Origin of the sequence: Candidatus Enterococcus ikei, from assembly GCF_017316105.1 — a bacterium.
GTDB classification, from domain to species: domain Bacteria; phylum Bacillota; class Bacilli; order Lactobacillales; family Enterococcaceae; genus Enterococcus_L; species Enterococcus_L ikei.
Map to the genome: position 1 here is coordinate 174,195 of NZ_JAFLWD010000006.1, position 19,648 is coordinate 193,842.

At 29.3% G+C, this 19,648-nt stretch carries 18 protein-coding genes; 2 read left to right on the forward strand and 16 right to left on the reverse strand.

All coding sequences use genetic code 11. From position 1 onward, the window contains the following. Positions 1–447 precede the first annotated feature (447 nt). Positions 448–1,761, forward strand: coding sequence for a PTS cellobiose transporter subunit IIC (gene celB / locus JZO69_RS02590; protein WP_207111344.1), 1,314 nt, complete (start codon positions 448–450; stop codon positions 1,759–1,761). Positions 1,762–1,841: 80 nt separating this feature from the next. Here celB and JZO69_RS02595 read toward each other — a convergent pair whose 3' ends face one another. From JZO69_RS02595 to JZO69_RS02665, 15 genes are all read right to left on the reverse strand, one after another. Next, positions 1,842–2,660: a hypothetical protein gene (locus JZO69_RS02595; protein WP_207111345.1), complete on the reverse strand. Its 819-nt coding sequence runs from the start codon at positions 2,658–2,660 to the stop codon at positions 1,842–1,844. A 209-nt stretch (positions 2,661–2,869) separates the two neighbouring features. Further along, positions 2,870–3,538 (reverse strand): CPBP family intramembrane glutamic endopeptidase, encoded by a 669-nt coding sequence (locus JZO69_RS02600; RefSeq protein ID WP_207111346.1) that lies wholly within the window; start codon positions 3,536–3,538, stop codon positions 2,870–2,872. 347 nt (positions 3,539–3,885) lie between these two features. Beyond that, positions 3,886–4,881 carry an alpha/beta hydrolase family protein gene (locus tag JZO69_RS02605; RefSeq protein ID WP_207111347.1) on the reverse strand — a complete coding sequence of 332 codons (996 nt, stop codon included), beginning with the start codon at positions 4,879–4,881 and terminating at the stop codon, positions 3,886–3,888. A 49-nt stretch (positions 4,882–4,930) separates the two neighbouring features. Continuing rightward, positions 4,931–5,500, reverse strand: a complete 570-nt coding sequence (locus JZO69_RS02610) for a GNAT family N-acetyltransferase (protein ID WP_207111348.1) — start codon at positions 5,498–5,500, stop codon at positions 4,931–4,933. Further along, the gene (locus JZO69_RS02615; RefSeq protein ID WP_207111349.1) at positions 5,497–6,219 is read right to left on the reverse strand and encodes a MerR family transcriptional regulator; all 723 of its coding nucleotides are present in this window, start codon (positions 6,217–6,219) and stop codon (positions 5,497–5,499) included. Before JZO69_RS02615 ends, JZO69_RS02610 begins: the two co-directional genes overlap by 4 nt. A gap of 960 nt (positions 6,220–7,179) precedes the next feature. Next, on the reverse strand, positions 7,180–7,335 hold the full coding sequence (locus tag JZO69_RS16840) for a glycosyltransferase (protein ID WP_207111386.1): 156 nt from the start codon (positions 7,333–7,335) through the stop codon (positions 7,180–7,182). 50 nt (positions 7,336–7,385) lie between these two features. After that, positions 7,386–8,861, reverse strand: a complete 1,476-nt coding sequence (locus JZO69_RS02625) for an AMP-binding protein (RefSeq protein ID WP_207111350.1) — start codon at positions 8,859–8,861, stop codon at positions 7,386–7,388. Beyond that, the gene (locus tag JZO69_RS02630) at positions 8,861–10,576 is read right to left on the reverse strand and encodes a carbamoyltransferase N-terminal domain-containing protein (protein ID WP_207111351.1); all 1,716 of its coding nucleotides are present in this window, start codon (positions 10,574–10,576) and stop codon (positions 8,861–8,863) included. Before JZO69_RS02630 ends, JZO69_RS02625 begins: the two co-directional genes overlap by 1 nt. Continuing rightward, complete coding sequence (locus tag JZO69_RS02635) at positions 10,555–11,478, reverse strand: glycosyltransferase family 2 protein (RefSeq protein ID WP_207111352.1); 924 nt, start codon at positions 11,476–11,478, stop codon at positions 10,555–10,557. Before JZO69_RS02635 ends, JZO69_RS02630 begins: the two co-directional genes overlap by 22 nt. Before the next feature lie 16 nt (positions 11,479–11,494). Further along, entirely contained in the window at positions 11,495–13,090 is a 1,596-nt protein-coding gene (locus tag JZO69_RS02640; protein WP_207111353.1) for an ABC transporter ATP-binding protein, read from the reverse strand. Between the two features lie 91 nt (positions 13,091–13,181). Next, on the reverse strand, positions 13,182–13,748 hold the full coding sequence (gene folE, locus JZO69_RS02645; protein WP_207111354.1) for a GTP cyclohydrolase I FolE: 567 nt from the start codon (positions 13,746–13,748) through the stop codon (positions 13,182–13,184). A 9-nt stretch (positions 13,749–13,757) separates the two neighbouring features. Next, positions 13,758–14,390 (reverse strand): 7-carboxy-7-deazaguanine synthase QueE, encoded by a 633-nt coding sequence (locus tag JZO69_RS02650; protein ID WP_207111355.1) that lies wholly within the window; start codon positions 14,388–14,390, stop codon positions 13,758–13,760. After that, entirely contained in the window at positions 14,383–14,811 is a 429-nt protein-coding gene (queD, locus tag JZO69_RS02655) for a 6-carboxytetrahydropterin synthase QueD (protein WP_207111356.1), read from the reverse strand. Before queD ends, JZO69_RS02650 begins: the two co-directional genes overlap by 8 nt. Positions 14,812–14,942: 131 nt before the next feature. After that, positions 14,943–15,242 (reverse strand): type III PLP-dependent enzyme domain-containing protein, encoded by a 300-nt coding sequence (locus tag JZO69_RS02660; protein ID WP_207111357.1) that lies wholly within the window; start codon positions 15,240–15,242, stop codon positions 14,943–14,945. Then, positions 15,235–16,608, reverse strand: coding sequence for a 7-cyano-7-deazaguanine synthase (locus tag JZO69_RS02665; protein WP_207111358.1), 1,374 nt, complete (start codon positions 16,606–16,608; stop codon positions 15,235–15,237). Before JZO69_RS02665 ends, JZO69_RS02660 begins: the two co-directional genes overlap by 8 nt. 330 nt (positions 16,609–16,938) lie before the next feature. On the opposite strand from JZO69_RS02665, the gene JZO69_RS02670 reads away from it, so the two are divergent. Further along, positions 16,939–18,003, forward strand: a complete 1,065-nt coding sequence (locus JZO69_RS02670; RefSeq protein ID WP_207111359.1) for a hypothetical protein — start codon at positions 16,939–16,941, stop codon at positions 18,001–18,003. A gap of 532 nt (positions 18,004–18,535) precedes the next feature. Here JZO69_RS02670 and JZO69_RS02675 read toward each other — a convergent pair. Beyond that, a complete protein-coding gene (locus tag JZO69_RS02675; RefSeq protein ID WP_207111360.1) occupies positions 18,536–19,618 on the reverse strand; it encodes a hypothetical protein in 1,083 nt (360 codons plus the stop codon). Between the last annotated feature and the right edge of the window lie 30 nt (positions 19,619–19,648).

Genomic DNA, 19,648 nt, shown 5'->3' on the forward strand with positions numbered 1-19,648 from the left:
TCCTAAATTTAAAAGCATAGCAGGCTCTTTTTAGCTCCGATTGAAAAATAGGAAAATCTAAGTGTGGTGTTTTTTACCACAAGCAGATTTTATCTTTTTTCTTAGGAGTTCACCTGTGAAGCTAAACAACATAATATAGTTGCATCAGTCTTTCTAAAGACATTCGCTACTTTTACTTTATAAAAATAATATATCATTCTTTTCACACGATGTAAAAATCTAAATCTGAATGCCTCAAAAAAGAGGCTAACATGTATGCATCAAAAACACACGAAATTATTTATGCTATTTAGAAAGAAAAGCATGGAATTTCGTTGATTTTGAGAATCGTATAAGATAAAATCAATTTATAGGTGCTATTCTTTTAGCAATTTCATTTCCATAAAAAATGAAAGCGGTTACCAAAAAACTTATTATGAACTAAAAAAAAACATAGGAGTGAGAAAAATGAATACTTTTTTAGACAAACTACAATCCAAACTAGGGCCAATCGCTTACAAACTTGATTCAAATCGTTATCTTTCAGCCATCAAAAATGGTTTTTTTGTTGCTATGCCCTTATTGATCATTGGTTCTATGTTTTTATTAGTCACACAATTACCAATAGATGCTTACACGAATTTTATGGAATCGATTTTAGGTAAGAACTGGATGGCCTTATTTTTACAAGTTAATGACATGACCATGAATGTAATGACTTTATTCGTTATTTTAGGTATTACCAGCGACTTGGCAAAGTATTACGCTGTAGATAGAGGCTCTACTCAAGCAATCGCGCTTGTTGCTTTTCTTGTCCTAACACCGATCACTATAGCTGATAGTGGTTCCTTTTTACCATTAGGAAACTTCGGCGCTTCTGGATTGTTTGTGGGTATGATCACAGCTATACTCGCTACTGAAGTATTTCGTTTAGTCGTACAAAAAGGTTGGACCATAAAAATGCCCGATTCGGTTCCATCAAATGTTGCTAAATCGTTTTCAGCTCTGATTCCAGGCTTCTTTGTGGTAATCGTATTTAACTTGATTCGAATCGGTTTTACTTTTACAGCTTATGAAACAGCCCAAAATTTTATTTTTGAAGTCCTTCAAACGCCACTTCTAGCATTAGGCAGTTCTTTACCAGCAACTTTGATTATTTTATTATTTGAAGCATTACTTTGGTCCTTTGGGATTCATGGATCAAATATTGTGGGCGCTGTAATGCAGCCCATTTGGATTGCACTGACTGTTGAGAATGCCCAAGCTTTTGCTACAGGGGAAAAGTTGCCAAACATTGTAAATTATCAGTTTTATAGTAATTTCGTGAAACTGGGCGGCTCCAGTGCAACAATAGGTCTAGCTATTGCCTGTTTATTTTTTGCAAAATCCTCTCAGTTTAAAACATTAGGAAAATTATCCTTTGCGCCAGCAATTTTTAATATCAATGAACCTTTAGTCTTTGGTATACCGATCGTTTTGAACCCAATGATGTTGATTCCTTTCGTGGTAACACCTCTTTTAATGTGCATCATTGCTTACACTGCGATGGCAACAGGACTTGTTCCGTTAGCAAATGGTGTAAACTTACCTTGGACCATGCCCCCTGTAATTGCAGGATTGATGGTCAGCGGTTGGCGTGGAGCATTGCTACAAGCTGTGCAGATTTTATTGAGCTTTGGTTTGTATTATCCATTCTTTAAGATGGAAGATTCAAAAGCTTATAAGATTGAAATGGAAGGAGAAACAGCCTACGACGAGGATATCGCTGCTGAAGTTGGATAAGAACCTTAGACATATATACAGGAGCGAAAATCAGTAACGATTTTCGCTCCTTTTTGTAAGACTATTCTTTTCGGCTACATTTATTTTTCTCTTACCCCAACAGTAATGTATCCTTTTAATTCAAAATCTTTTCCATCTTGCTTATATTCATATTTCCAATTAAATGAAGCCCAACCTATAGGTTTCGTCCAACTCAATGTTTGACCATCAACGGAAAAGTTTTTATCAGAAGATGTATAAGTGAGTGTTCCTTTAGAAAAATCTTCATTTTCTAAAATTCTGATTGGAGAATGTAATTCAAATTTCTGGCTTCCAGCATCAATATACTGAATTGGATACTCACTAGAATTTTCATAACGTAAATATGCCAAATTATCTCCAATTTCAATTTCTGCAAAATCTCTGAAGCGCTCATTCATGTCAGAAATCTCAACTTTTTTCATTTTAGGCATCACCAATAATTGGTTCATCTCATATTGATCATCGATAAAAGCCGTAATTAATTCTACTTCCTCAAGCTGATCCATTTCTAACAGAGGTCTGATATCTCTAGTATCTGACTCACTACCTCTAATTTTTGTCACTTTATTAGAAAAGTACTGCAGACCTTCGATACTTGTTCCTAATTCATAAGAAAATTCACTATTTACTTCTTCAAAATCATCAGTATTAGTTGACGCATTCATTCCATAGTTTTGCATTTGTTTAATTGTCGGCAATTCATTTTCAATCACCATACCATCATCATTTAGCGTTTGAATTACTTGATCTCTTAAAGTTTTATCTGAAAAATAAACATAATCGTCCTGCCAGTCTCTACCACTAGCTATGATACCCCCTAAAACCACAAAACTAAAAAAACTAAAAATACCTACCCCTTTAATCCATTTCTTTTTCATTAAAATACCGACTTTCCTTTTATTAAGATATTTCTATATGTTATATAAAGATATCTTTACAACCAGTATAATAAAAAAAGGAGGTTACGTCTATTCATTATGTAATAATTTAATTACTGAAATATTAAAAAAACACAAAAGAAAGAATCAAAATAATTTCATATGATTTATTCTTAATTTCGTGTCATTGATCAATAATTCCAATTTTATTAAATCATGCCAAATGCAATCGCTATTGCTCCAAAAATATTATTTAAAAAATGGATCGACATGCTGATTTCTAAACGTTGTGTTTTGTAATATGCCATAGATAAGATCAAACCCATTGATGCATAAATCAAGAAACTAACTAGGTTGGTCGGTCCATGAATCAAGCCAAATACAATAGAGCTTACTGCAACTCCAATAAGAGGGAATTTTTTCAACCAAAACCCGATAATTCCTCCTCTAAAGACGATTTCTTCCATGATTGGTGCAGAAATACCTATCAATAATACAATCAACAAGGGATTTTCCCCAGTAAACATCATTTGAATTGCAGCATCATTTGCTGTAGACTCCGATCCTTGACTGTTTAATAAAAGAGTTCCTACAATAGCAATAATTCTCGCTAAGATAAACCCTCCCACAATAATTCCCACATTTTTTTGTGTAAGAAAATCAAATTTAAGCGTCAAAAAACCTAATTTTTTCCCTAAAAATATCAACAGCCAAATATTTCCAATAACCAATAGTATTAACACTATTGATGCAACTAACGTCAATGTAGCTTCACCCATTCCAAGTGAAAATCCTTTCGCTATTCCAAACAATGTCATACTAATTTGACTTAATAAAAACAAACCAACTACAATAAAAAAATTTTTAACATACGCCATTTTATTATTCTCCTTCTTATATAAAATAATATGATAAATTTCTCTTTTATAATAGTAAACTACAAGTAGATAGTAAAATGCTCTTGTGTGTATAAAATATGTATACTTGTTGTATAGTAAAAAAGTTCCTTCAATGAAGAAAGAAACTTTTCATTTAAATAATTATTTTATTAACACACCTTAACTTGTTTAGTTGAGATTTAGTGTATCATGACTAATTGTTTTTTATACCTCATAACTATAAATACCACTTCTGCCAGCTATTTGTCCACTTCCCCTTAATTGTCTTCTTTTGGAAAGGGTATTGATTTTTTGAGAAGCTATTACAAAAAACAAAAGCAATGGCATTACATTTCTTTTTTTGAGGCTATCTCTTTGAGTGCTTTAAAGTAATCTGGTGCAAAAATTTTTCTAGGATTAAAAATTGATTCTACAACTGTTATGCTACTATCTTTTTGATGCCTTGGTTTTAACATTCTATGTGTCGCAGTTGAAATTGGATAAACAGTTAAATGATCTCTGCTTACATGATCTCTATAAATTTTTTCTGTTTCTTTCGTATCAACATTAATATCATGGTCACCTATTAATAAATAATATGGTTTACTAATTTGTTCAAGCTCTGAAGTATTATCTAAGTTCATATTTTTATGAATAAATTCCCATCTATCTTTAGCTAAAACATCTTTTTCCAACTTACTATCAATGTACCCTTGATAATCATTTTCTTTTAAATACTCATTTACCTGGATTTCTATCGACAATTTTTCATCAATTTGCTTTTGAGAATACCCTTCATATTCCATGTCACTAATTGTATTAAATCTACCTTGTCTCATCCAGTTGACCGCCGGGGCAACACCAATTGCAAATTTTACATCTGTATTTTCATTTAATAGTTTTGTGATGACCCAACCACCTTGACTGGCTCCCCAAACACCAACTTTATTTGGATCTATATCAAATTTTGCAAGTGCCCACTCCAATATTTTTTCCGCTTCCTTCTTCCGATCAACCATATCTTGTTCCAGCCAATTTCCTGTTGAGCCCCCAACACCTGCTTTATCCCAACTAATAGATATGTAGTTTTCTTTTGCAAGTGTCTCCCAAGCTGGATAATATCCTTCATCACTATTCTTATTAGTTGGTCCATCACCATGTATAAATAACATTAAACCAGGTTTCTCTCTATTCTTTTTAGGCTGAGCATATTCGACTGCTATTCTTCCCTCTTCAATATTAACAGTTTCATCTTTGACAATCATGTCAAACTCATTGTTATAAGTAATAATACTTATTAAACTAATGATTATTACCACTATTAGAATAATAGATTTCTTCATTTTACTCACACCTTATTCATTATTAACATACTTTTAAAAAAATAGATGTCTACCCCAAAAATTTCTTCATTTTATACCATTTTTTTTCGCCAATAAAATGTTTTGTAAGAAACGAATTTAGTTGGCTATCAATTTCAAATCCTTGATGTTTATATAATTGTATAGCTCTACTATTTTCAGTTGAAACAAATAATGTGATACAATTTATTTTATTTAAATTCAATGTGAATTTTTCAATATATTGTAAACATTTTTTTCCTATACCTTTACCTTGAAAATTATTATCAATAACAAGAAATGACATATAACACTCATTTCTGGCAATTTTATCACTTAATAAATTTATACCTATATGCCAACGCCAATCAGAAAACTTTCGAGTTCTAATAGACGTTTGTTTCTTTTTAGAAAAATATCCACTAATAGCAAAAAGACCAGCTAAACGACCATTATAAATAACTCTATAGTATGTCTCAGTTAAACTTGTACTTTTATATAATTTACAAAATTCTTCAAAGGAATCCACTTTTAGTATCCTCTGCCATTTCGATTTGAAGCCTTTGTATAAAAGCTTTAAATCCATGTCATTCAACAAGTTTATTTGTTCAATCTCTATCATCTTTTCTCCCCCAAGACCTTAATAGAGATTCGATTTCCCGTTATTAAAAACCGTTCACTATCTTCAATAGCAATTAAAGGTAGTCCTTGATTTATTATTACATTTTCTAATTTTTTATCTAATTCTTTTTCGCTACCTATTTCAATTACTTGAAAATTATATTTTCCTGATTCGATTCTAAAGTGTCCCCCATCTCTTTTTTCAATGCAAATATCATAAAATGTCTCATGAATAATATAATATATTTTCTGCATAAGAAGTCCTGTATTCAATTTGATTTCAACTAGATCAGATATACTAAAACTTTCTGATACTGGCACACGCTTTAGTAAGCTTAAATCAATAGCATGATTGACCGTATACATATCATCTTTCGATTTTGAACTAATTTCAATTTGTTCATCAACTATTTTACTTAACTTCTCTAAACGTAGTTTTTCCTCCATAATTTTTGCTTTTTTCTCTAACAAAACATTTGTATAATCACTCCTTGATCCCTCATCAATAAGCATTTTAACACTCGCCAAACTTAATCCTAATTCTCTTAAGAATAATATAAACGATAGCTGATATGCTTCCGATAACCCATATTTTCTATACCTATTTTCACTTATTTCAGACGGTGGAAATATTCCTTTTTCTTCATAGTGTCTAATAGTGTGTGGATTTATTTTAAATACTTTTGCTAACTCTGAAATCGTCATTAATTTTTCTGACATTTTCTCACCTCATGCATATTATAAACCTTCGGGCTACCCAAAAGTCAATGAACATATTTTATCGAAATAGCATTTAATCATCTTAATCAAGATATAGTCTATAAACCTCACTCGTTCAAAAATTTCAATCAAGTTTGTTTTAAACACAAACTTGATTGAATGACTTCTACATTAAAAATCCTAATGTGTTTAAAATTTCCCCTCTTGGGTTTAGACATACTCATGACTCACCTTTATTTGCTGGTGGAGTAAGTTAAAAAATCTGAACAAAAAAATCCCTACTCAAATGAGTAGGGATAAACGTTGTTATATCAATGTCTTTAAGACTATTTGTTTAACGCTGTTTTAGCTTGGTCAGCTAAGATGTAGTGTATCATTTTTAATAATATGATTTAAAAATTGTATTCTAATAAGAAATATAGCTATACTCACTTCAACTAACATCAATAAATTTAATATTAAATTGGGTCATTTTCTGAGTCAATCTATAAATTCACCAAATAAAAATCTGGGTCAAAAAATTACGGGGTACAATCGTTGTCGATACACTCATTATAGCATTAGGTCTGACTCTATAAGTATAGTAGCATTTGTCTGAGAATCTCATTCTATTCAATTAAAGATTTCACATTAAAAGCTGCATCTTCATGTATATAATTTCCATCAAAGTCTAGTTTATTTTTTTGTAAAAATCCTCTGCTAACAAATGAACATCTACACCCCATATCTCCATTCATTATTATTAGCTATTAAGTTTAAAAACTCTTTTCCATTAAGAACATCTGTATTTTGAATTGTGCTTTAAATTGTATAATATCCAACGAATCTTTTTCTAGTTCATTATATATATTCTCTAATGCATCGTAATCAATAAACCAGATGTATTTACATTTACAAATTTCTAAAGCTTTGCTTCAAGCACACGGAAGACCTTTATTTTCGTGCTTAAGGATGATTAGTTTATTTATATCTCTTTTGATACTGTTCACATATAAAAATACTGTTATCTTCGAAACCCTCATCCACAATAATCGCTTCATAACTAGTATACGTTTGATTTTGAATACTTTTTAAGCATTTTTCAATACGAAGTTCAGTATTAAATACTGGGATAATTAAACTAAAATTAAATTACATTTGCCACCTCATTGAAAAATTATGATAAACTAGTTTAAATTTGGTAAAAGTATCTTCGTATTTTCATTTCTGTCGAATTTATTTTGATAAATCCACTTAGCTGGAATCTTTTTATCTTCTATGATATTTGTTAGAAACTCTTTTATGTCATCAGATTTTTTTAAATTACTGAAACGATTGTATTCACAGACTATTTCGCTATCTTTTTTATAAACAATTGCCTCTTTGATATCATTAAACAAATAGACTGCTTCTCGTATTTCTTCTAGATTTATCCGATAACCATTTATTTTTACTTGGCTATCCGTTCTTCCAATAAATTTTATATTTCCATCTATATACTTTCCAATATCTTTTGTGAAATAGGCTTTCTGTTTTTTTTCTATTGGATTTTCTCTGATAACTTCTTTTGTTAGAATTTCATTTTTCCAATATCCATTCATCAGTGTATCACCAGAAATTACAATTTCACCTGTTTCACCATCAACACAGATACGATTTTCTTTTTGGTTCCATAGAAATATACTAGCTGACTCAATAGGTTCACCAATGAACACTTCTGTAGCACTGGGAGAACACAAATAATATGTTGTAGCAGCAAAAGTCTCACTAGTTCCATATCCATTGATAAACTTAACTTCTGGGAGCATAGTCTGAACTTTTTTTAATAAGTTAACGCTCATTTTTTCATATCCAAAATAGATTTCTTTTAATGAGCTTAAATCATATTTTTTTACGATTTCTTCAGATTTTATCATAAGGTTAAATAAGGAAGGTCCACATCCAAAATTAGTAATTTTTTTATTTTGAATCAGTTTCAGAAGACTAATCAATGAAACATTCCTATTTTGTAGAAATACTTTACCTCCACTTATAATACTTGGCAAAATTTCAGTCAAAAATGGATCAAATGAAACTGGAGTTCTACAGATTGTTCTATCCTTAAACGTGTGATTAAACCTTTTCACTACGTCTAGAGTAAAACTAATTATGCTCCCGTGTGACATTGTAATTCCTTTGGGGTTTCCTGTTGTGCCAGAACTAAAAATAATGTACGCAGGATCATCTTTAAAAACTTTTATATTATCTGATAAAGTCTCATCGAATCCATAAATTAATGAGTTACTATTTTCATTCACAAGTATAATTTTCATATTTTTTAAATTATTTTTCTTAATATCATTTCTATCAGTAATTAAAATTTTTGCATCTGTAAAAGAAAGGATAGACTTCATTTGTGTTAATTTTTTACTTTTATCGACTGGAACATAAATAGCGCCAATTTTCAAAATACCAAATATAATACAAATCAAATCGATTGAATTATCCATACAAATTCCAATTCTATCTCCTTTTGATATGCCTTGACTAATAAAAAAGTTTGCGACTTTATTAGAATTCAAATCTAACTCTTTATGTGAAAGACTTTGTTCCTTGTCATTCAGTAACAAATTCAAGTTATTATCTTCATTACTTTTTAATAATGATCCTAAATTTTCATTCATCAGCTATCCCTGCTTACTATAAATTTATTATTAAAAATCACTTTATCAATATATCTAGTTTTCATGAACTCAATTGCAGATTCCAAATTGTAAATAATTGGTGTATCTGCATTAAAGGATGTATTAATTAGAATTGACGAACCAGTTACTTCTTTAACTTTTTGTAACTGCTTATAATAAATCGGATTATCATTTTCAAATACACATTGCGGTCTAAATGTATTATCAACATGAATAATGGAAGAATTATCTATACTTATCTTTGAAGCTCTGTGAGCTACATTCATATACTTACCAAATATTTTCGGATCAGATGTGAGTAATAAGCTAAGATCGTACGATATCATACTGGGTGCCAATGGCCTCCCCAATTCCCTACATTTCACATTTTTATTTATAAAATCTAGTTTTCCTTCAGATGGCAAGGATAAAATAGTTCTATTACCAAGCGCACGTGGCCCCCACTCATTTCTTCCTTGAAAAACTGCAATTACTTCATCATTTTTAAGGTGTTGACTTAATTCTTCACTTGCATCGTCAGTCTTTTTAAAAGTTAAATTTTTGCTAACTAAAAATTCTTCAATTTCCTCATCTTTAAATTCTTTACCAATGTAGGGACTAAACCTTTCAATATTACAGTTATAGTTATTTTGATAACCGTATTCAATAGCGGCACCAAGCGCAACACCAGAATCACCCGCAGCTGGCTGAACAAAAATATTTTCAACACTATCTAATTCTAAAATTTTTCCATTGAGTATACAGTTTAAACCTACACCTCCTGAAACTGTAATATTATGAATATCAAGCTCATTAGCTTTATGATGAACATAAGCCAGTATTTTTCTTTCCAATACATCCTGAACTGACGATGCTAAATTTTTCAAATCATCTGAAAAATCATAGAAAGATGAAAGTTTAGATTTTGATTTTTTTATACCTAATTCATACTCAAAAATATATCGCCACATTTTTATACATATTTCTTGATATGGCATTAGTAAATTTGTCTTACCAGTAGCTATAGCAAACTTCTTATATAGCTTTTCCAATTTTTTTGAAGGTTTAAGATTATCTCCAAAGTATTTCAATATTTCAGTTGAATATTTGGGTTTTCCATACCCCGCCAGACCCATTGTCTTGCCAGATTCATTTTCTCTAAATCCTAGCATTGTGTTTGTTGCCTCAAACAAAAAACCGAACGAAGATATTGGACTAAAAGTATCAATAAACAGTCTATTCCCATCTTGATATTTCCATAAAGAAGAAGATTCCAATTCCCCATTCCCGTCCAAAACAAGTGACAAGGAATTATTTAAATTACTAGCAAAATGGGCTGAATTAGCATGTGCTATATGATGGTTTACATATAAAATAGGGATTTCTATAAATACTTCATTAGGAAAAATCTGAGAAATAATTTTTTCAGATGAAACATCGAATTTTTTATTCATTGATTTATAAACCAAGGGATAATCCCATCCAATTGCAATAGCTGATAATTCTGAAGGATCTATACCAGCAATATCGAGAACATATTTAGCTGCATTTTTAGGAAAAACATCAAATATTCCTTTTTTTCCTATCACTTTTTCTTCTTCTAATCCTGCAATTATTTTCGCTGGATTATTTCGTTCAAATTCTATTAAAATTGCTGAAGCATCATGCGATCCTTCAAACCATCCATTTATTCCTAATACATATTGTTTTTCCACGAGGAGTCATCTCCTTTGTCCAGGTTTACATCATTAAATAATTCACTAACTTTTAAGGATTTATCAAAGTTCATTGAGTTTTTAAAAAAATTAGGAAAAGCAACTTGAATTCCGCACGACACTTGTTGTAATGATATCCAAAACACTGAATAAAACATTTCTAAAATAGAAAGATTGTGTTTACTTGATTTATTTTTCATTTCTCGAATTTCTTTGAATGGATTCCATTCTTCTTTAGTCCTCTTTATTCGGATTCCTTTTCCAAAACCGTATAAAATAGCATCTTTTACATCTTTTTTTAAAGTTATTTTATCGTGGTAAAAATTCGCTTCACAATATTTAAACGGAATATCTTCATTTATTACACGGTACGCAAACTCTGCATCTGAACACCAGACAACATCAACTGCAAATACAAAATTGTCTTTTAATAATTTGAAAATATTTTTTTTTATTAATATAACTGGTATATAGGGAGGAATATCTTTAGTTGTGTTGCAAAATCTTGCTTTCTCTACAAAACCATTCATATTTTTATAAATTAGATTTGCCTTCACAAGTTGAGTATCTTGATCCATACTCTCGATTATTTTTTCAATAGCATAGGGTTCACAAATAATATCAGAGTCAAGAAACATTACATGGTCAAAAGATGCTGCTTGCAATCCAATATTATATAAATACCCTAAATTTTGACGATCTGTATATATAAAATTAAATAAGAATTTATCTTTATATTCAGAATGTATATTCTCACACTGCTCTTTCAGTTCTTTTGTAGGATTATTTAGAACAATTACAAGTTCAACTTTTTTTTTTGAATCGCATGTATAATCAATACTTTGTATGAGGTTTTTCATTCTTAAGTCGTTATGGTTTGGTATTAGAATAGAAATATTCATCTTTACTCCTTTTAATCTATTTTTTTAGTTCAATTACTTCATCAACAATCTCTAGATTCTTAGGTCGATGTGTAATCATAAGCACAATTTTATTTTTAAATAATTTTGTTACTTCAGTTAATACCTTTTCCTCTGTTACCTCATCTAAAGCAGAAGTTGCTTCATCAATAACTATTACTTCAGCATCAGAAAAGAACATTCTAGCAAACGCAATACGTTGCTTTTCTCCACCAGAAATATTTGAACCTTTTTCACCAATGTGTGTGTATAATCCATGTTCAAGAGATTGATAAAAATTACCTAATTGACATTTTTCTAGTGCCTCTACTACTTTAGCGTCAGATACATTTTTGTCAAAAATAATATTTTCTTTTAACGTTCCCTGAAAAATAGGCGCATCTTGTGAAAGATAAAAAATATGATCATAGTATTCATTTAAATTGTAGATCGATAATTTCTTATGATTCACTAAAACATCACCTTTAGTTGGCTTAAATAATCCTAGTATAACCTTCATTAATGTTGATTTCCCTGCTCCACTTTCCCCAACTAGTCCATAAATTTTATTGTTTTCTAACTCCAGGTTAAAATCATTCAATATTTGTTTATTTTCAATGGTTAAATTCAAACCGCTTATGTTAATATTTTTAATTTTCTGCACTGGTTCACCTTCAATAAACAAGTCTTCATCATTTTCAGTGTTGTAAAAATCTTGTAATCGTTTGTAAGTAACTTTATCCAAATTATACTGAACAAAAATCACATTAAATATAGCAACTGGTGTATATACCCTATCAACGTAGGTAACTAACGCAACTAATCCACCTAAACTGATGGTTATAACATTTGTAAATGTCAATACAACAATCACTAATTTAATAACCGCGACAAGAAAAGCAAAAAAACCAAAGAAAAACTCATGTATCATTGTCATTTTTGTGAGATCATTAGTCGTTGAAGTTGCCATTTCATCGTACTTACTAATTTCTTTTTGGTATCTTTTATTAATCCTAAAAGTGATCATTTCTGTTATGCCACGGATTAAAGTACTATTCATAGCCTCCTCAGAAATTAAAGAACTTTCTTTTATTGCTTGTAAAATTTTCAACAAGTATTTAGTCACAATAAATACCACAATATATCCAATCAAGATTGCTGGAATTAATTTCACATCTATTATTGCAATAAAGAATAAATTGAAAAAAGTTTCTGGTATTAACTCTCTAAATAATCTTCCATAAAAGTTCAAATTAATGTTTCTACCAGCATTTGAACCAGCTTCAACTTTTTGTAAAAGTGAACCGGAACCAATTTTCAGATATTCTGAATAAGAAATTTTACTAATTTTAACTAATGCCATTTCTTTTAGATAAAAGAATACTCCATTTTGAAGTTTAGTTCTCGGTCTTTGTTCCATATATGCGAGTATTGGGACAAAAATTATCGTCAGCCCATAAACTAATATGTTTCCAATATCTAGACCATGGCCAAATTCATCCAATAGTTTTTGAAAATAAAATACATTAATAGCGCTTAGAAATGAAACTACTATTCCTATTCCTATATATATTGAAAAATCTTTTTTAAAATGCTTCCATAAATCAATATTCATTTTTCCCTCCTACCTTCTCTTTTATTAAAAAATACATTACCTTTTATTATCTATTAGAAGTAAAAAAAGCTTTACTTTAAATTTATATTCTCTAAATTAACCTAAAAAACTCCTGTCTTGACTCACTTGATTCCTTGAATACTCCCGATGCGAAATATGTACTTGTCATAGAATTTCCTGATCTAATTCCTCTTGCTCTCATACATGAATGCTCTCCTTCAACACAAACAATAACATCTTCAGTATCTAAAATTTCTTTTAAAACCTCGCACACATCCTTTCCAATTCGTTCTTGAATTTGCAATCTTTTACAAATTAAGTCTACGATTCGAGCAATTTTAGATAGACCAATTACTTTGCCTTTTGGAATATAGCCAACACTTATATCCATATTAAACATTAATGCTAAATGATGTTCACAATAACTAAAAGCAGGCAGTTTTTTAACTATTACAATTCCAGATTCTTCGTTATCAAAACATTTATTAAACTTTTCTGCAATTTCATGGTTTGTGTATTTAATTCCAATAAAAACTTCTTCATACATTTTTGCAACACGTCTTGGTGTCTCTTTCAATCCTGGTCGATTTATATCTTCACCTAAAGCAACTAAAATATTTTTTACTGATTCTTCGATTACTTTAATTTGATTATTCATTTTTATCCCCTATCTAATATCCATAATTTTATGAGATTGAATACTTAGAAGCCAGTCTACTTTTTTATTATCTCTTTCATTTAATCTTCCCAAAACATTTAAAGCATCCGCCCATTGAATTTTATTTTCTACCTCGCATGGTGAAATATAATATTTTTGTGACTTTACTTTTTTTTCAATGAACTGGCAAAAATTAAATCCACCTTCTACTTCATCTATAACGATTCGAACTTCATCGGCATCCGTAACACAGTGTTTTTCATAGATATTTTGATATAATCGTTTAGGACTAATTGCAACATAGTCAATTGTGTTAGGAATTTCTCGAATGCCATTTGACTCAATCCAAACTTTAAAAGAATTTTCTTTTAATCGATCAATAAACGAATTCAGAGTTCTATGAATTGTCGGTTCTCCTCCCGTGAGAATAATATTTTTAGTATCTAAAAAACTTTCTAATTTATTAAATATTTCATCAAAACTCATCAAAATAAATTCATTATAATCAGTATCACACCAAGAACATTTTAAATTACACTGACCCAGCCTAATAAATATTGCTTTTCGTCCAGTATTGAATCCCTCTCCTTGTATTGATTCAAAAATTTCAACAATTGGTAACTCTTCCATTTTTTTACTCATTGTAATCACCAAAGTAGGCAGAAGAGCTTGGTGTTTCAAAAACTTCAACAAATATTAAATTGGGAATTTTTCCTTTTAGTATTTTATAAATATGTTTACTTAAATTTTCCGCAGTAGTTCTTTCGTCAAAACAATAGACTTTTTGATTATTTTTAATAAGGATACTTGAAATTTCTGATTCAACATTACTATTCTTATCAAATATATACGCATGATCCATCTTGGATAAAATATTCTCATTTACAATATCCTTAATTTCTCCATAGTCCATGACCATACCTTTTTGGGGACCCTTTTGAATAAGTTCACCCTTAATTCCCGTTTTTAATTTATAAGTATGTCCATGTAAATTTCTGCATTTCCCATCGTGTCCATCAAGCATGTGTGCCATATCAAATTGAAAAATCTTTGTAATAATCATATTATCCTCCTAAAGTTTATTGTAAATTGTATCCATATATTTATATCCTTTGTCAGCAAAAATACATGTGAAATTAGCCGCATTATTAATTCATCTCCATACCCTGGTGGAATATTTACAATCCATCCTTCTCATGGACACACATATTCAGATTTAGAACCATCTGAATATCCAACTTTTATTTTTTCAGATGAACAACTTGGGATTACAAATTCAAAGTTCAATCTATGAGTTATTTCTAAATCAGATACACAATAACCATTTATATAATCATCATGATTTTTTAACAAATGAAAAATAGCATTACCCAAACCGTAATTATCCGATTTACAAACCACATATAATTTCTCTGGAGATATTAATTTAGATAGCCTCTTAATATTACATTGGATGTATTTTGATTTATAATTTATACAATTTTTATCATTCATCAATCAATCTCACCTTATTAATCAATAGACCTATTTCTATTGGATTTTTATAGTTAAAATCAATTAAATAATCGCCATCTATTTCAATGTCATATCGATCTTCCAACAATGTTATAAGATGTATCGCCATTAACGAATCAAATCCAAATTCTTCAAGTGATTTAGAGGCATAGGAAGATAAATCGTAAGTTTCTTCACTTTCTTTTATTTTTTTTATTAAATCTAAGATTAAATCAACATGCTCCATATCATGTTCCACTTTACTTGTAGTTTCTAAATATGCAGTTTGCATTGGGTCCATTAGATGATTTTTTTTGAACGCTTCCTCTCTTACCTTACAATCATTGCAATTTCCGCATTGAATAAGTATTTCATCCCTTATAGATTTGTTATGGCATGTCCATGTCTGACTAAAGTCAACGTTTAAGTCGTGTCCCAATTTTACTACTTCTGTTTTCCCTCCGAATTTAAAAAGAATTGGAAGAACAGAAGTATGATTGTAGTGGTGTGTCAACTTAAGTAAATTATTCCAAATATTATAATACAGTGGATTGTTATCCGGCGAATTTACATCATCCAAATGACTTCCAGTAATTATGTGTGTAATATCTTTATCTTCTGAGTATGAAAAATTTAAAGAGTATGCTATGAATAAAGAATTTCTAAAAGGAACATATTCATCTTTTTTATTTTTTAGAGTGATCTTCTTGTTTGATAAGAGACCTGTAGAAAATTTAATGTGATTAAAAAAATTTTTTAACTCTTTATCAAAAGTTATATCAGCAACATCAATATTTCGTGAAACACATTGTTTTTTTACACACAATTTCTCTTCTTTAATATTATTCTGTCCATAATCATAAAAAATATATTGTTGCTTTATTTTCTCTTTTTCTAAATAAGCCGATGCAACCGTACAATCTAATCCCCCACTATAAATATTCAAAGCCGATTTAATATTTAAATTTGATAATATTTCATTTAAATAGTTTGCATTGAATTTATATTCCCTGAAATAATTATCGCTTTCAGAGAACCTTACGTTTATCTTTTTTAATGTTCCAGCATGTGCTAACCTTTTTAATGCATGTAAAAAACCACTTACATTGTCTGTTTGTTGAGCGATATACGCAATATTAACTGGGATAATAATTTCATCAGCATCATATGCTTCAGCAATAGCAATACTCAAACAATATTCAAGGATAAAATCATTTTTGATTTTATTGCGTAATTCACTACTTAATTCAAAATACAAATCTGTTTTTGTTGTCTCTTCAAAACTATAGGAGCTATCAACAAGATTCTTATTTTCTTCAACTAAGGAAATGTTTGCTGAGACCGGAATATACATTAGTTTCTTCATAAAGTACCTCACTTTTAGTATTAATAACTTATTCAATTAAATCAATTCAAAAATCACCTATTTTTGTTCTCCTTATTGATCACTAAATCACAAATCATTACATCACCATCCTCTTTTGTCCATTTTTTTAACATACTTTTATGTCTGATAAGAACATCATCAATAAAACACGTAGTTAAAATAATTTTCAAAAGCAAAAAAACATTTGTTATCTTTTTGTAACCTTAATTTTTCTTTTGAAAATATATTGACAACCAAAAGAATTAATTGTATTTTATGTTATAAGAGTAACATTATTTTTTTACTAAAACAACATTAGAAGGTGATAAATTGAAAAAAATACTTCCATTTGAACATTTAACTTCAAACTTTTCTCCACCGTTAACAACTGTTCTTTCTATATTAAGTACTCGTAAAGAAACTAAGCCATGGTTGGTTAATAATCTTTTGAATATCGTTATTTCTCAGGAAAATAGCGAAGAATCTTTAAATGATTTTTTTAGAACCTCTGAATTTTTCGACTGTCAACCACTCTTAGAGTATAGATTCCCATATGCAATTATTGACACTTTAGACTATTCTTTATCAGAGATTATAGCTTTTTTACTCACTAAGAATTATTACGTCTATGGAATGTTTAACAGAAAACATTTTTCTTCTCTTAAAAATGATAATAGTATACATAACATGTTATTCTACGGTGTAAATGAGCTAGAAAATACTTTCTATTTTTGTGATTTTTCACCCTTAGATACAGTCATTGGTGCTCAATTAAAGCATTTTGAATGTAGCGCTTCAGAATTGGATTTAGCTATTAATGATTTTAATATCCGATCAAAAACAAGCAATTATAAACGCAATGAAGATTCAATCATTGCGCTAAAACCTCGTGAAGTGATTAATTGTGAGTTTTCACTGACAGATCTCAAGCAATCCATTAATCTTTTTCTAGAGAGCAAAAATCTCTACTCTTTACAAATCGGCAAACCAATTCAAACACAATACAAATTCATTCCATTTTCAGAAAAAGATTCTTATATTTTTGGTATCAATTGCTACGATAATATTTCTAAGTTTGTATTGGAAGACAAAATAGATAATCTAAAACAATTAGCTTTATTACGAGAATATGCTGCATTTTGGGATATGAGGATTGATATTTTAAACGAGTTAGGTATTTTTCCAAATCAATCTATTTTTTTAAAACTAAAACAAACCATACAAAGAATCTCTAGAAATTCTAACATCTGTGTTTTATCTTATCTCAAACTAAAGCTCTCAAAAAATTACTCTATTGACAAAAAGAAACATCAACTTGAAAAAATTGCCTGTTCCGTTATTCAACAAAAAGTCAACATGTTACTCTTACTTGATACACTTTCACAAAATATTTAATATATAATTACTTTCTTCCATTTTCTGAATCGAAATCAGGAAAAAATCAATGTATTCTATATTTTTTCCTGATTTTACTATATGTTTTTGTTTGAAAGCTTCTTCTCTTCCTCTACAGCCATTGTGATTTCCACAACGGTTAAGTGTTTCATTACCTGTCGATATATTATGATTTGCTCATGTCTGACAAAAATCAATGTTTAAGTTGGAGCTTAGCTGTACTACTCACCAATTTCAAAAAAAGTTTGTAAAACAGAAGTATGTTTGTAGTAGTTTCTCAACTGACAGTAAATTATTCTTAATATTATAATATTTTGGGTAGAACATTTAATATAATAAAAAAATTTTTACTCTCAATCAAAATTTATATCAGTAGCATCAATATTTCGTGAAACACAGTTTTTTATACATATAACTTCTCTTATTAATATTTTCCGTTCACTTATAGGAACTTTCAATAAAACACTCATTTTCTTTAACTAAAAAATGTTTGCTGAAACTAGGACATTCATTAATATCTTCATGAGGTACCTCACTTTTTAATAATTAATTTGAGTTTCAAGGTGAGATCAGCTAAAAAACTTTTTTCAACTTTTTCAATTATATCTATCAAACTCAGACATTTTCCAAGTTTATTTTTATGAGATTTTTGAACATAATTTTTTAAACAAATTACTTCAAGTTGCTTAGAGTAGTTGATCATAATCTCAATACTATCTTGATCCAAACCATCTAAAAGTAATTTATTTTCTATAAAAATAACTGCATCTTTCAGAATTTTAAAATGTGAAACTAGTAGACTACAAGACTGAACGGTTCTATACTCTCCCTGTTCAAATTCTGCCTTAAGATGTTTTCTCAAAAAATTGTATACACTGTTTCCACTACCTACCTCCAAAAGTTCTGTTTCTTCAATTGGTCCACCTATTCCTTGAAGTCTGTGCGAAACTAAATGGAAAGAAGAAACTTGCTTTGATGGAAATTTGACATGTGTTGGATTAGAATACTCTTGAATATCATTAATAACGTTATTTAGATTAAATTCTAGTTTTAATTTATTTGATTGAATTAAACTGGTTTTCCTTATCCAATCATCATTACCATCTTTTGGAAAAATCCCCATATATTTTTCTATAACTTCATATGCATTATAAACTTCATTTAAAGGTGTCCACTGCACGCTATAGTGTTTAAAATCAAAAAAATCTCCCAATAATACCCTTTCATTTTTTAGGTCAATGCCTATCACTATAGGACTATGAATTGTTATTTGCGCTTTAAAGTCATAAGCCTTAATTTTTGAAACATCAAGATCTAAAATTATATAGTATTTTTTAGATAGCATATTAAACAAGAAATTACTAAATTGATTAATATTTCTGAATATTTCTTTTTCAATTTCAATATGATCTATTACTTTTTCCTGTTTGATCTTTAAATAGGAGTCATATATATGACCGTACTTTGTTTTTGTAATACTAAAACCTAGATTTAAAGCATTTAAACTTAAAAAATTTTTTTGCTCTAAATTCATTGCAGCTAAACAAAATAAATGCGCATCATTTGTTGAAAAAGATATAAAAGGATTGCCATGAGATAATATTAATTCTTTCAATTCACTCCTCCTTAATTTGTCAAAACATAC

What these genes read in the sequence shown, in the direction of transcription:
- folE (WP_207111354.1), bottom strand. Translation starts at nt 13,748, where the DNA reads ATGAATAATCAAATTAAAGTAATCGAAGAATCAGTAAAAAATATTTTA.
- JZO69_RS02635 (WP_207111352.1), bottom strand. Translation starts at nt 11,478, where the DNA reads ATGAATATTTCTATTCTAATACCAAACCATAACGACTTAAGAATGAAA.
- JZO69_RS02605 (WP_207111347.1), bottom strand. Translation starts at nt 4,881, where the DNA reads ATGAAGAAATCTATTATTCTAATAGTGGTAATAATCATTAGTTTAATA.
- JZO69_RS02595 (WP_207111345.1), bottom strand. Translation starts at nt 2,660, where the DNA reads ATGAAAAAGAAATGGATTAAAGGGGTAGGTATTTTTAGTTTTTTTAGT.
- JZO69_RS02615 (WP_207111349.1), bottom strand. Translation starts at nt 6,219, where the DNA reads ATGTCAGAAAAATTAATGACGATTTCAGAGTTAGCAAAAGTATTTAAA.
- JZO69_RS02660 (WP_207111357.1), bottom strand. Translation starts at nt 15,242, where the DNA reads ATGAATGATAAAAATTGTATAAATTATAAATCAAAATACATCCAATGT.
- JZO69_RS02610 (WP_207111348.1), bottom strand. Translation starts at nt 5,500, where the DNA reads ATGATAGAGATTGAACAAATAAACTTGTTGAATGACATGGATTTAAAG.
- queD (WP_207111356.1), bottom strand. Translation starts at nt 14,811, where the DNA reads ATGATTATTACAAAGATTTTTCAATTTGATATGGCACACATGCTTGAT.
- celB (WP_207111344.1), top strand. Translation starts at nt 448, where the DNA reads ATGAATACTTTTTTAGACAAACTACAATCCAAACTAGGGCCAATCGCT.
- JZO69_RS02665 (WP_207111358.1), bottom strand. Translation starts at nt 16,608, where the DNA reads ATGAAGAAACTAATGTATATTCCGGTCTCAGCAAACATTTCCTTAGTT.
- JZO69_RS02650 (WP_207111355.1), bottom strand. Translation starts at nt 14,390, where the DNA reads ATGAGTAAAAAAATGGAAGAGTTACCAATTGTTGAAATTTTTGAATCA.
- JZO69_RS02600 (WP_207111346.1), bottom strand. Translation starts at nt 3,538, where the DNA reads ATGGCGTATGTTAAAAATTTTTTTATTGTAGTTGGTTTGTTTTTATTA.
- JZO69_RS02625 (WP_207111350.1), bottom strand. Translation starts at nt 8,861, where the DNA reads ATGAATGAAAATTTAGGATCATTATTAAAAAGTAATGAAGATAATAAC.
- JZO69_RS02640 (WP_207111353.1), bottom strand. Translation starts at nt 13,090, where the DNA reads ATGAATATTGATTTATGGAAGCATTTTAAAAAAGATTTTTCAATATAT.